The following is a 13,404-nucleotide window of genomic DNA, read 5'->3' as shown; positions in this document are numbered from 1 at the left end:
CTTGCTGTGCTCAGTGACGATCGCTCGTGCATATTGCTGGTTTCGCCCGGTACAGTGTCTTGCTCGGCCCCCAGCGGAAGTCGAACAAAGAAGCACGAACCCCGTCCGGGCTCGCTATTGACGCCGACTTCGCCCCCCATCAATTTGACCAGATCCTTGACCAGGGCGAGACCGATGCCGGTGCCGCTGTAATGGCGCGTGGCGGAATTGTCGATCTGGGAAAAACGCTGGAACAGCAACGGCAGTTTGTCAGGCGCAATGCCAATCCCCGAGTCTTGCACCGCGAGCTCGAATCGCTCGCCATCAATCGCGGTCACTGCCACGTGCACGGTGCCGCCAGCGGGCGTGAACTTGATGGCATTGCTCACCAGATTGAGGAGAATCTTCTCGAAGTGCCGGGGGTCCAGGAACACCGTGCCGAGCGCGGGATCGATGCTGCAGGTCAAGGTGCAGCCTTTGCCCTCAGCCACCATGGCGGCATCCTCGGCCAGCACACCCACTGTCTTGTTCAAGTCCACGGGCATCGGACACAACTCGAACTTGCCCGCTTCGGCCTTGGAGAAATCGAGGATGTCGTTCACTCGGTTCATCAAGCGCAGCGCGTTGCGTTGGGCGCGGTCGACTTGCACATGCCAGTCCGCCGGCGGGGTCGTCGCCGCCCTGAGTTGCTCCAACGGAGCGAGAATGAGGGTCAGGGGGGTGCGCAGTTCGTGGCTGACCGTGGCCACGAAATCGCTCTTTGCCTGGTTAGCCGTCTCGGCCTGGTTGCGCGCCTGAATGAGTTCGATGGCCTGTGCCTCCAGCACCTCGGTCTGGTGGTGCAGCGCGTCGGTCCGTTCAGCGACCATTCTCTCCAAAGAGGCCTGGACTTGCTGTCGTTCGGCTTCGGCCTCGGCCTCCAACACCCGGATGCGCAGGGCATTCTCCTGGAACACCCGTACGGCGCGGGTCATGATGCCAATCTCGTCGCCGCGTTCGGCGCTGGCGATCTCGGCGTTCAGGTCGCCAGCCGCCAGCCGGCGCATGACCGAGGCCAGGGCCACGATGGGCTGCGCGACAAATCGCGATGTGCTCCAGGCGATGGCGCCGGCCAGCAGGATGGCGACGGTACCCGCAACGATCGTCGCAAGCATGCCGCGATCATTGTGGACCAAGGCGTCGGAGCGCGCTTGACCAGCGAAGCGCGCTACTAACAGTCCGGCGCTGCGTGCCTCGTTGCGAACCTGGTCGCGCGCGTCGCCCAAGGCGTTGCTCGCCTGATGGAACCTGGCGAACGCCGCCCGGTAGCCGGCGATCTGTTCGCTGACTGTCAAGGGCGCCGTCTTGGCTTGCAACCCCACAGACGCAGGGAGAACCCGAGCGAGCCGGGAGAGCTCGTCCAGGATGTGGCCGACAGAGCCAGCGACCTCGGCCGACGGTGACAGGCGAAACGACAAGGTCTGCGCCTCCAGGGTGGCCACACGCTCGGCGAAACGCTTGGACAACGCGGCGGCATTTCGCAGTAAACCGGTTGCTGCCTGAATGTCGCTGGCGTCATGGTCAACATGCCCTTCCACTTCCTCCAACATTGTCTCGAGGCGCTCGGCCGCATCCCCGGCGGCGGCGAGATGCCGCAAAGCCTCACCTCCCCGGAGCTTGGGCGCCTCGCCAAGATGCTCGACCGCCACGCTGGCAGCGTCGAGCGCCGTGGCCAACTGGTCCAGGGCCTCTCTCTCCTGCGGTGCCCCCATCAACTCGCGCAATTGTTCGACCACGGGGCGGAGTGCCGCGCTGGCGTTCCGTGCCGCGGTGGCAGCCGTCCCGTCACCAGTCACCAGCATCCTGGCCACGTTGGCGGTGATGATCCGTTCGCCGTTGCGCAGGATATCCAGGATGCGATGGGCGCTTTCGATGTTGCTCACCCGCGCCTCGTGCGCAGCGGTGCGGGACTCAAGCCCCTTCATCCCATCAGCGATGCCCTGTTCGACGAGGATCGTCGCCTCTCGCATCCGCCCGTAGTGGGCTGTCATGTTCTCCGTTTCGCCATCCATGGTCAGGGTCGCCGCGCGCAAGGCGGCGATTGCCGCGGCGAGTCTTTCCAGACTGCCTTTGAGCGATTGCGCCTCGGCCACCGGAATGGCGGTGAGGCCGGCGATAGCCGTCGCCACCATACCTTCGGCCTGGGACAGGCTTTCCTGGTCGCGGGTGGCGATGAAGTTTTCCACCCGCCCGGTGGCCCCGTTGACCGAGGCCAGAATTTCCGCGGAATGGCTGGCGGAATCCACCGCACGCACCATGCCTCGCAGGCCATAGAGGTTCACCAGCGATACCACCAGCATCAGGAACACCAGCGCGGCGACCGCCAGGCCAATCCTGACGGCGATGGGCCTGTCTGTGGAGGATTTGAATGTCAACATGGCGCCTCGCCTCCCCGCTCCACGCCTGCCACTACTGCTTCGTCACCTCCGGCAAAGGCGTCGGCGGCGCCGTATTGCTGATGGCTGCGTCAATCATCGCCGCAACGGAAGCCTGGTCATAGGAAGGATTGGCGGCGCCGCCCACCGGCATCGTGGCGAGCCAGGCGTCCAGGTCTTTCCCATCGATACGCACCAGCGGCACTTCGACGAACTTCGGCACCTGCTTGCCCGCCAGAATCTGCTGGGCCACCCAGAAACCCACCTGGGAGACGCTCGGGGAAGCGGAGACAGAGACGGTCTCGTAGCCATTGGCATCGCGCTCCTGTTTCCACAGGGCGAGTTCGTCCTGACGGTTCCCCATCACGATGATTGGCAAAGGGCGTCCCGCCGCCTTGAACGCCATGGCCGCGCCATAACCGTCGCCCCCCTGAGTCGCGACGGCATCAATACTGGGCAGCGACGGCAGCGCCAACGCCACCTCCTTGCGTGCGACAGAAGCCGTCCAGTTCCCGTATACCGTCTTGGCGAACTTCAGGCCCGGATAGTCGCTAGCGGCCTTGCGGATGCCGTCGCTGATGTTTTTATCGGTGGCATCGCCGGCAATGCCGCGAATCTCCAGCAGCGTTCCGTTCCCCTTGAGGCGCCCGGCGATATAGTCCATTTCCACGCGCCCCATGGCGGACCAGTTGTAGTCCACGGTATAGACGCAGGGTTCGGTGACCAGGCTGGCCATGACGACCACCACGATGCCAGCGTTGCAAGCATCGCGGATCACGCCGTTGAGAGCCGTGTCGGACGCGGCCAGGATGACGATGGCGTTGGCACCCTTGACGATCATGTCCTGGATATGGGCCGCTTGTTCCGAGGCCGAGTTATTGGCACTGACCACCGGAGCCTCGCGGATCAAGCCATCCTTTTGCGCCTGGACCGCAATCTCCTGCCAGTTGCGCACCATCACCTTGCGGAAATCGCTGCCCGCGTAGGAGTTGCTGAAGGCAATGCTATAGCTCGCGGTAGGGCCGCCGGCGATGCCACCGTCGGCAGCGTGGGCTGGATTGACAGCAACCAGCGCCAGCCCAGTCACGAAGCCGGCCAAGCGCCAGAAGATTTGGTGAGTGTTCGAAATACGCCGATGGACACGCGTTACCAGACTGCGCATTCGACCATTCAGGTAATAGAACCAGGCATGAAGAACCAGACACATACAGACTCCTTTCCTTAGTGGGCGACAAGTGAAACCAGTACATTGCCTGCAGTGGCAATGAGCATAGTCTCAACGTGCCCGCTTCGCGCGCGGCCATGGAAGGATTTCAGCCAACTGAGTGCCTCACAACGCAGTTCACGTTTAGCAGGATTGAATGGCCTATGGCGGGAGGGTGATGCCAACCTGCCTGTACATTTTTTGAGCGCCCGTTAAAACGCCCTGCCTATCGGGCATCTGCTCGGTTATCCACAGACATACTCACGGATTTCTTGGATAACTGGATGGCATCGTGAAGCACGCCTGCCGTAGCGAACCTATGGATTCGATGCCCTGTATTTCGCGAGCTGCAAACCCACCTTTAATGCCCCGACATGTTCAACGGATCAAACTCGGTGCATGACAACATCCAGCCCTTCCGCCTGGTCGGGGGCACGAAAGTAGCTCGTGATCAGGTCGAATTCAGCATCAGTGGCTGCGAAGTCATGCTCGCCACGGGCATTCCTGTGGTGCAGCCTGCGACGGCAGGTGTCATCGTCCACCTCGACGTAGTGAACACGGTGAGGGACTTTCGCAGCGTCAGCCAGGCTGCGTAGCCAATGACGATCTGCCGGAGTGTTGGCAGGAAAATCGAGAACCACGGGAGCCCCCGTCGAGAGCATGTCGATGACCAGCGGCCCCAGGACATCCCGGATCCGCTGCGCATGCAGGATGTAGTCCGCTACCGATTTGATCTGATCAGGGTAGAGCCTTGAAAGCCAGTGATCTTCGCTCAACAAAATGGCTGAATGCTCAGCCTTTAACGATCGGGCCAGCGTGGATTTTCCCGAAGCGATTTTACCGCACAAGAGGTGGAGTACAGGTGTGGGCATGGGACGTGTCCTTATGTCGAGGTCCGATAATGGCCCATCGAATATCATGGGCACAATGCGGTGAATGGCGAATGGGCAACGGACTCGCAGTGTTCACACCCATCAGGAAACATGATGAAGGGCCTGGACACATCAACCCAAGTCAAAGCATCCAGCCGGGAGATGACCGACCTCGGGCCTTGCATACAAGTATCCCTGCATGAGCTCGATCCCCATGCCTAGAAGCGTCGAGCTTTCTTCACGCGTCTCGACACCTTCGGCGATGACCAGGATATCCAAGCGCCTGGCGACCAGGATGATGCCTTCGACGATCGCTTGTTTGACCGAATCTTGATCGATGCCTCGGGTCAGTGCCATGTCAATCTTCAGCACCTGCGGTTGGAACATGGCCAGCAGGTTAAGGCCCGAATAGCCCGCGCCAAAATCGTCGACGGCGGTAATGAAACCTTGGCGCTCGTACTCCACGAAAATCGATTTGAGGTGCTCGGGGTCTACCACCTTCTCGCCTTCGGTCACTTCGAACATGAGCCTCTCTGGCGGAAAATGGGTCAGGCGCGCCGCTTCCAGGGTGGCCCGGATACATGTCTCCGGCCGGTATACGGCGTTGGGCAGGAAATTAATGCTCAACAAGCAATCGGGAATCTCCAGCAGGCCCAGCCTTGCGGCTTCCTCGATGGCTTTCACCCGGCAGGCCTGGTCGAATCGGTAGCGGTTGCTGTCGTTCACGAGCCCCAGGATGTGGCCAGCCGATTCGCCATTGACGCCTCTGACCAATGCCTCATAAGCAAACGCAGCGTGTGTCCGAACGTTGAAAATAGGCTGGAAGGCCATAGTGAAATCAAACCCCAACGCCTCGTGGTTGCGGCATTCGGCGCAGCCAAGCGATTGGAACGGAGGGCATTTCGTCATGATCAATATTCCGTGGCGGTCGTGATACATTCCTGCGGTTACAAGGAACTGTAGCCGACACCACCTGAGTCGGCGCGGGCCGAAGTTTCTGAAACACTATCGGCCGGCCCCACCGCTCACCTTGGTTCCGCTCCACGGGCGCGCGCCCCCTGACCAGGTCAGACATTGACGCGGCAATCTCTCATCGAAATGCAGTGGTCGAACGAATCAAACGTTTGCACGCTAGAATCGCTGATGCACTTATCGCTCGCGACAAAGAAGAGGCATTGGCATTAATGGAACATTATTGGCGGCATTAAGGCTGGGTTGACTTGATGCCTGTGCACCAAGCCCTGCACGAAAAGAGATTTCGCACGCACTGCATGGAACGCCAGTGAAACTATGGCAGCGTAGCTTTTCGCGAGTTTATCGAAGCGCGTCACGATTCGGCGCGCCTCTTCCTGGCCGCCGCGTGTGGTGATGGCGTATGACGTAACCCGGAGCTAATTTTTCAACCGAACCGGCCGATACTAGCCGGCGGCCGGCCAAAAAACCGCCAGGCAGTTTGTCTAGACCGCCCCCCAATAGCTGATGCAAGAAGGCCAATTTGTGTACCTACATCGTTGGAGCTACACCCTACTAACTTGTCTGCTGCCACAGTTGAGCCTGGCCAGCACACTGCATATAGATCCTCGTGCCGAGAGCCTTTACCAAGAAGCTGTTCCATACCTACTACAAGCGAATGCCAAGCTCGAAGCAGTGACAGCTGATACCCCAACAACAAGCGAAGAGGAGAGACAGCGCTCCCTAACCCTAGCCGAAGAAGGAGGTGCGCTACTCCAACCTGCCTTTACCTTGCTTGAACAAGCAGCGGCCCTTGATCATCCCGTAGCCCAATATCGTCTCGGTTTGATTTACGCGATGCTGTCTCCGAGCGAAGTGATCAAAGAGAAAGCTTGCCCCTTGTTCGAACGAAGCCTCGCCCAGGGTTTTGCCCCTCCAGCACTTGAAATTGCCTCCTGGTGCTTGGCGTTTACCGATACGCCCGAGTACCAAGAAACCTTGCAGGCCATAGAAACCAGCATGCCACTCTACGAAAAGTATTTTCCACAACCAGTTGTCCGGCTTGAATGCAAGCCTGAGGAACCTGTGGGTTTCGCCATGCAATGGGGCAACGGTCGTGATTATCAAGCTGAAATCTACCGCCTACAGGGCGACAGCAATCGTGCGCGTCGCTTGGAGTATTACCAGAAAGCTATCGATATCAATGACTGTTACAGGGCCAAACGACGCATGGAATATCTTAAATAGTCCCCCTATTGCTGGTTCCAATGCATGGCGGTTGCTCAGAGGCAAGGGCGAGGGTCGTGGGACCTTTTGCGCTCCTTTCGCTCTCCAGAAAAGCGCGCGCCCACCGATTGAACTATTACTCCTGCTGACCCAATGCGGTTGTTACCCGAGGAGAAGACACAATGGAGGGTAAATCTGCTGTTGCGCCTACAGAAAATCACCTCAAGGAAATGCTGAGGTATTGGAAAGCAGCTGCGAGTCGTAGATCGCTCCCCGCCGGACCTTGCGTTTTTAACTCCAACCCTCCCCGAAGTGGCATGCTTACGTCACAGATGCCCCATACTTAAGCAACGTGCATTGCACAACCGGCCTCTAACACACCGTCCCTCGCCATTAAAGGCACAACTTTCAAAGGAATTGGATTGTCATGACTGCACTGGATACCGCTTTTCACAATCTGCATCAGAACGGACTGCTGGTCTTGGCCAATGTGGCCGATGCGGGCGGTGCGCGCATCGTCGAAAGCTTGGGCGGCAAGGCGGTAGCGACCAGCAGCGCGGCCATGGCCTGGTCCCACGGTTATCAGGATGGCAACAAGTTGCCTCTCGACCTCCTGAGCACCACCGTCAAGTCGATGGCACGGGTGCTCAGCGTACCGCTCACGGTGGATATCGAAGGCGGCTACTCCGATGACCTGGAGCAGGTCGGCCGAGTAATCAACACAGTCATCGCCGCCGGGGCGGTCGGGATCAACATCGAAGACGGCCTGGGCTCTCCAGAGCTGCTTGTTCGCAAGATTGATGTCGCGAGAAAGGTGGCAAACCAGGCGGGCGTCAAGCTGTTCATCAACGTACGGACCGACGTCTACCTGAAGAACCTTTTCCCCGCCGAACAACGCCTGGAGGAACTCCTGAAGCGCACCGCACTGTATGCCAGCGCCGGGGCGGACGGCCTGTTTGCCGCTGGCGTGGTCGATCCGAACGAAATTGCCACCCTCTGTCAGGAGACCAAACTACCCGTCAACCTGCTGTCCCGGGACGGACTGCCCTACCCTGACGAATTGAAGCGCCTGGGCGTCAGACGACTCAGCGCGGGCTCCAGCATCGCCGAGTTTCTGCACGGCGCCATGGGAGCATTGGTCCGCAGCTTCCTGGACAATGGCCAACTCGACACCCAAACCTTGAAAGCCCACACATACGGCGAATTGAACGCTTTGATGGCGGTTAAAACCGAGTGATGCTGTCCTGCGGACGAGGGGCACAATTCGTTTACTCGCCCGATGGGTCAACGATTTTTCTGGCCATACCCCACCTAACCCGTGTGTTGCACTGATCGATTCCAGGGGCTGACGGGAAGGATTCAGGAGACCCACAGCGTATGGTTATTGGTTTCCGTCCCGACGGCCTACTTGCCCAGCCTGTACTGACCGAAATTATTGATGTGATCATCCAAATTATCCTCAAGCATCATCCGATACTGATCACAGAAATACTTCAGCAATGCCTCCCTCGCATCGGCCATTTCGGCACCGGAATTGAAGTTCTGCGCACTGGCCCATGCGTTGAAACGTGATGTGCCAAACATCATCGAGGCGCTGATCTCACCGAGGTTCCCATAGGTTTTAAGCTGTTCGTTTGACAACTCAATATGGGCGTCTGCGCGGTCATAGAAGGCGTGGTCCGTAGCGTCGGCCATGGTAAAGCTCCGGTAAGCAAATGAGGGGCGTCATTGGAACATAACCGCCGGCAGGATTGCAGATGCCTCAAGAGGTATTGATCGCTCATCAGTGCGAGCGTTGATCGTTTAAGCCCGATACCGGCCAGACATTGGCACCCCTTTCGCGGCCAACCCAAGCGGCCGAGTGGGCATTACTAATTTGGTGTTCACTGGTGTGGTCACCCGTTGCTGTGTCGAGCCAAACCTTACCTTCGCGGCTGAGCATTCCCCGGAAACGTTGATGTTTAAAGTCGATCTATCCCCATTCGCACAATTTTTGCGCACTGTGTGAAAGCTTAAAAGGGGACGTGCATGGCGGACAGTTGCATTGCGAAGTCTATGTTTAGGTATTAACAGATCAATACCAAGCACCACCCCGGCGCACTACGCACGAATCGATGCACAATCTGCATAAGCAGCGGAAATTGGTTCAATGATCCACGAACCAATCCTCTTTAATCCCCTGAACCAACCCGACGAACCCTTGCTTATCGGCCCCCGCCGCCGCTGCTCCTGAGTAATAGCTACGCACATAGCGCTAATCCCGAGGCGAACCAATTTCAATTGGCATCACGCTTGCACTTACCCTTTTGCCTCGATCTCCTGCCCACAGTCAGCTCGGAGCCGTTTTTTATACTCTGGCGCGAGTACCACGATGCAAAGGTTCGACCCTGACACACCCATCGACAACACTTCGAAACTAGCGCTGGATGCCTTGCGGCAGATGGTTGCGCAACATGCTGCCTTCCCGCACCGGGCATTGCCGACCGAGCGGGACCTGGCCGCCGATTTTGGCCTCAGTCGCCGGGCCATCCGGCGGGCGCTGGCGGTGCTGGAAGCCGAAGGGCAGATCTGGCGGCGCCAGGGCAAAGGAACCTTCGTCGGCCCTACTCCACCCAGTGCGGCCATGAGCTTTGCCCGGTTATCCGGGCGGACTAACTTCAGCGAGGTTATGGAAGCGCGCCTGCATCTGGAGCCTGCACTGGCGTCCCTGGCGGCGGTTCGAGCCAACGGCGACCAGATAGCAATTTTGCGCCGCCTTGCCGAACGCACCAGACACCAACAGGCCGCCGAGCCTGCCGATGCCGAGGGCATTGAGCTGTGGGACAGCGCCCTACACCGCGGGATCGCCGAGGCCGCAGGTAATCGCCTGATGCTGGATATCTTTGAAATGCTCGATGCGATCCGGCTCGACCCGGCCTGGCGTGACCTGCGTCAGCGGGCTCGCAACGCCGACCGCCTCGACGCCTACAGCCACGACCACAACGACATTGTCGACGCTATCGAAAACCGTGATCCGATCAAGGCCGCCACGGCCATGCGTGGCCATTTGCGCGCGCTGCAACAGGCGCTGGACAACGTCATCAATCAAGATCTGGAGGCAAGTTTATGAGCACCACAACTCAGGCCACCGACACGGTATTGAGTGTCAGCAACTTGACCGTGTGCTTTGCAGGCGCACCCGCCAATGTCGTGGACGGCGTCTCGTTCGCGGTCCAGCGCGGCAAGACCCTGGCCATCGTCGGAGAGTCCGGGTGTGGTAAAAGCGTTACGTCCATGGCGCTGATGGGCTTGCTGCCCGACACCGCCAAGATCGCCGCCCGTACGTCCGCTCTGCTCGATGAAGCCTTGCTGGGCATGCCCGACGAGCGCTTGCTGGATGTGCGCGGCAACCGCATGGCGATGATTTTCCAGGAGCCCATGACCTCCTTGAACCCGGTCTTCACCATTGGCGAGCAGATCGCCGAAAGCGTGATCCGCCATCAGGGTCTGTCGGCCAAGGACGCCCGTCAGCGCGCCCTGCAAATGCTCGAAAAGGTCCGCGTGCCTGACGCCGCGCAACGCCTGGACGCCTACCCCCATGAACTGTCCGGCGGCATGCGGCAGCGGGCAATGATTGCCATGGCCCTGGCCAACGATCCGGCGCTGATCATTGCCGACGAACCCACCACCGCCCTGGACGTGACCATTCAGGCGCAGATCCTGTCGCTGATCGCCAATCTGCAGGCTGAAACCGGCACGGCCATGATCCTGATCACCCATGATCTGGGCGTGGTCGCCGAGGTCGCTGACGACGTGATGGTGATGTACGCCGGGCGAGTGGTGGAAAGCGGTCCGGTAAAAACCCTGTTCGATGACCCGCAGCACCCGTACACCATCGGCCTGATGGGTTCGATGCCATCGATTGGCCCGCGTGAAGGTCGTCTGGCAACCATCAATGGTCGCGTCCCGACGCCTGCGCAAATGCCCACCGGTTGCCGATTCGCCGGGCGCTGCCCTTTTGTGATTCAGGCATGTCGCGAGGCGCGCCCGCCGCTGCTTGAGCTCTCCCCCGGACATTTCGCCGCGTGCATTCGTGCGCCACTGGAGCAGCATATGGGAGTCAGCGCGTGAGCCTTTCTGAACGCCAAATAGTTGAGCGTGCAAGCCCTGAGATCATTCTCGAAAGCATCGACCTGAGCAAACACTTCGGGGTGGAAAGCGGCTTGTTCCAGCGCAAGAAGCCGCCGGTGCAAGCGGTCAACCAGGTCAATCTGTCGGTGCGCAAAGGGGAGACCCTGGCGCTGGTGGGCGAGTCCGGCTCGGGTAAATCAACCCTCGGCCGCCTGCTGCTCAACCTGCTCAAACCTACGGCGGGCGACGTCATTTATGAAGGCCGTAACCTGGCCAATCTGACCCCGGAGAAGCTGCGCCAGGTGCGGCGTAATTTGCAGATCATCTTTCAGGATCCGTTTGCCTCGCTCAATCCGCGCATGACTGTGGAATCCATCGTCGGTGAGCCTATCTGGCTGCACAGCGATGCCAGCCGCAGCGACCGCCAGGCCAAAGTCGCCGAGTTGCTGCGCACCGTGGGCCTGGCGCCCGAGCACGGCGGCCGCCACCCTCACGAGTTCTCCGGTGGCCAGCGTCAGCGCATCGGCATTGCGAGGGCCCTGGCGTCTGACCCGCGTTTGATTCTGGGCGACGAACCCGTGTCCGCGCTGGACGTTTCGGTGCAGGCGCAAGTCGTCAACCTGCTGGAAGACCTCAAGCATCAATTCGGTCTGACCCTGGTGATTGTCGCCCACGGCCTGGCCGTGATCCGCCACATGAGCGACCGGGTAGCCGTGATGTACTTGGGGGAAATCGTCGAACTGGCGCCGGTCAACGGCCTGTTTGAAAACCCTCTGCACCCTTACACCCAGGCGCTTATGGCCGCCGTGCCGGTCAGCCACCCGGACCTGCGCCGGCCGCGCCCATTGCTGGGCGGCGACATGCCGAGCCCGAGTCGCCCGCCATCGGGTTGCCGCTTCCATACCCGCTGCCCGCACGCCCGGGCGCTGTGCAAAGAAGTGGTGCCGGTGATGGAAACCGTCGAGGCCGAGCGTCAGGTGGCGTGCCACTTCTGGCGTGAAATCGCCCATGCCGGTGCAGGCACCCTGATTTTGCCGACACCCAGCGCTGCTTACACCCAGCGCCTGAATCTGTTCAAGAACCATCAATCCCTTGCAGTGGAGAGCCAGCCATGAAAATTTCACGCGTCATGACAGGAACCTTGTTATTGCTGGCCGCCAACGCCGCCTTTGCCGAATCCACCCTGCGCATCGGCATTCAGGACGATCCTGATGGGCTCGACCCGCATCGTTCGCGTACCTATTCGGGCCGTCTGGTCTATACCGCACTGTGCGACAAGCTGGTGGATGTGAACCCGGACCTGACCTACGCCCCACAACTGGCCACTGCCTGGAACTGGAGCGAAGACGGCAAGACCCTGACCATGACTCTGCGCGAAGGCGTGACTTACCACGACGGCGAAGCGTTCGATGCTGCCTCGGTGAAGTTCAACCTGGACCGCGCTCGCACCCTGCCCGACTCCCTGCGCAAGAGCGAGCTGGCCTCGGTGGACAGCGTTGAAGTGATAGACGCCAAAACCGTTGCCATCAAACTCAAGCAAGCGGACGCCACCCTGGTCTCCCAACTCTCGGACCGCGCCGGAATGATGCTTGCGCCGAAGGCCGCCCAGGGTGAGTTCGCCTCCAAACCGGTGTGCTCCGGCCCTTACAAATTCGTCCAGCGCGTGCAGCAGGATCGCATTGTGCTGGAGCGCTTCGACAACTACTGGAACAAGCAGGCTTATCACTTCGACAAGGTGATTTTCCTGCCGATTCCGGACACCTCGGTGCGTCTGGCCAACCTGCGTTCCGGCGACCTGGACATCATCGAACGGGTTGCCCCCACCGACGTGAAAACCGCCAAGGCGGACAGCAAGCTGGCGGTCTATAACACGCCAGGACTTGGCTACATGCAGTTGATGTTCAACATTAACAACGGCGAAAAGGCCAACTCGCCGATGGGCAAAGACAAGCGTGTGCGCAAGGCATTCGAGCGGTCCATCGACCGTGATGCGATCAACCAGGTGGTGTTCGAAGGCCTGTATGCGCCGAGCGCCCAGCCGTTTCCGAAAAACAGCCCGTACTACGACAAGGATCTGCCGATCCCGACCCGCGATGTGGAAAAGAGCAAGGCCTTGCTGGCCGAAGCAGGCGTGAAGCTGCCACTGGCAGTGGACCTGAAAGTCGCCAACAACCCTATCGCACAACAGGTCGGGCAGATCATTCAGGCCATGGCTGAAGAAGCGGGTTTCAAGGTCAATCTGATTGCCACTGAATACGCCACCATGCTGAGCGAACAGCAAAGCGGCAACTTCCAGATCGGCATGAGCGCCTGGTCGGGCCGTCCTGATCCGGATGGCGACATTCACCAGTTCGTGACCTGCAAGGGCGGCCAGAACGACGGCAAATACTGCAACGCCAAACTCGACGAGCTGTTGAACAAGGCCCGCACTGTCAACGATGTTGCCCAGCGCCAGGCCCTGTACAACGAAGCCCTGCGTTTGCTGGCTGACGAAGTGCCGACCGCGTACCTGTATTTCGATCCGCGAATCATGGCCATGCGTAACAACGTGACTGGTTTCGTGCCAAACCCGGATGGCCTGATTCGTCTGAACAACGTCGCGTTCAAGCCATGACTGTGAATGATCGCCGCAAAAACGAGGGGCCGG

10 protein-coding genes and 1 pseudogene are annotated in these 13,404 nt (G+C 59.8%); 6 read left to right on the top strand and 5 right to left on the bottom strand.

Features of this window, described 5'->3' with window-relative positions; translation table 11 throughout:
- Positions 1–83: 83 nt before the first annotated feature.
- From BLU76_RS32160 to BLU76_RS04720, 4 genes and pseudogenes are all read right to left on the bottom strand, one after another.
- A pseudogene (locus BLU76_RS32160) lies at positions 84–1,133 on the bottom strand (sensor histidine kinase); the annotation flags it as partial.
- 1,294 nt (positions 1,134–2,427) lie between these two features.
- Positions 2,428–3,600, bottom strand: a complete 1,173-nt coding sequence (locus tag BLU76_RS04730) for an ABC transporter substrate-binding protein (RefSeq protein WP_092221654.1) — start codon at positions 3,598–3,600, stop codon at positions 2,428–2,430.
- Positions 3,601–3,983: 383 nt separating this feature from the next.
- Positions 3,984–4,469, bottom strand: a complete 486-nt coding sequence (locus tag BLU76_RS04725; protein ID WP_092221652.1) for a P-loop nucleotide/nucleoside kinase family protein — start codon at positions 4,467–4,469, stop codon at positions 3,984–3,986.
- A 132-nt stretch (positions 4,470–4,601) separates the two neighbouring features.
- Positions 4,602–5,378 (bottom strand): EAL domain-containing protein, encoded by a 777-nt coding sequence (locus tag BLU76_RS04720; protein ID WP_092221649.1) that lies wholly within the window; start codon positions 5,376–5,378, stop codon positions 4,602–4,604.
- A gap of 570 nt (positions 5,379–5,948) precedes the next feature.
- On the opposite strand from BLU76_RS04720, the gene BLU76_RS04715 reads away from it, so the two are divergent.
- Positions 5,949–6,668: an SEL1-like repeat protein gene (locus BLU76_RS04715; RefSeq protein WP_256572640.1), complete on the top strand. Its 720-nt coding sequence runs from the start codon at positions 5,949–5,951 to the stop codon at positions 6,666–6,668.
- A gap of 406 nt (positions 6,669–7,074) precedes the next feature.
- A complete protein-coding gene (locus BLU76_RS04710) occupies positions 7,075–7,884 on the top strand; it encodes an isocitrate lyase/PEP mutase family protein (RefSeq protein WP_092221647.1) in 810 nt (269 codons plus the stop codon).
- A gap of 167 nt (positions 7,885–8,051) precedes the next feature.
- Here BLU76_RS04710 and BLU76_RS04705 read toward each other — a convergent pair whose 3' ends face one another.
- Positions 8,052–8,342, bottom strand: coding sequence for a DUF3144 domain-containing protein (locus BLU76_RS04705; RefSeq protein WP_092142569.1), 291 nt, complete (start codon positions 8,340–8,342; stop codon positions 8,052–8,054).
- A 676-nt stretch (positions 8,343–9,018) separates the two neighbouring features.
- Between BLU76_RS04705 and BLU76_RS04700 the strand changes: the two genes are divergently transcribed.
- From BLU76_RS04700 to BLU76_RS04685, 4 genes are read left to right on the top strand one after another with little or no spacing between them, the layout of a single operon-like run.
- Positions 9,019–9,756: a FadR/GntR family transcriptional regulator gene (locus tag BLU76_RS04700; protein ID WP_092142572.1), complete on the top strand. Its 738-nt coding sequence runs from the start codon at positions 9,019–9,021 to the stop codon at positions 9,754–9,756.
- Positions 9,753–10,757, top strand: coding sequence for an ABC transporter ATP-binding protein (locus BLU76_RS04695; RefSeq protein WP_092221645.1), 1,005 nt, complete (start codon positions 9,753–9,755; stop codon positions 10,755–10,757). The genes BLU76_RS04700 and BLU76_RS04695 overlap by 4 nt, the downstream gene beginning before the upstream one ends.
- Positions 10,754–11,872, top strand: coding sequence for an ABC transporter ATP-binding protein (locus tag BLU76_RS04690; protein WP_092221643.1), 1,119 nt, complete (start codon positions 10,754–10,756; stop codon positions 11,870–11,872). Before BLU76_RS04695 ends, BLU76_RS04690 begins: the two co-directional genes overlap by 4 nt.
- Complete coding sequence (locus tag BLU76_RS04685; protein ID WP_092221641.1) at positions 11,869–13,371, top strand: ABC transporter substrate-binding protein; 1,503 nt, start codon at positions 11,869–11,871, stop codon at positions 13,369–13,371. Before BLU76_RS04690 ends, BLU76_RS04685 begins: the two co-directional genes overlap by 4 nt.
- The last annotated feature ends 33 nt before the right edge of the window (positions 13,372–13,404 follow it).

This window comes from Pseudomonas sp. NFACC08-1 (genome assembly GCF_900106735.1).
Classification (GTDB): Bacteria; Pseudomonadota; Gammaproteobacteria; order Pseudomonadales; family Pseudomonadaceae; genus Aquipseudomonas; species Aquipseudomonas fluorescens_Q.
This window is presented reverse-complemented; position numbering and strand designations above follow the sequence as displayed.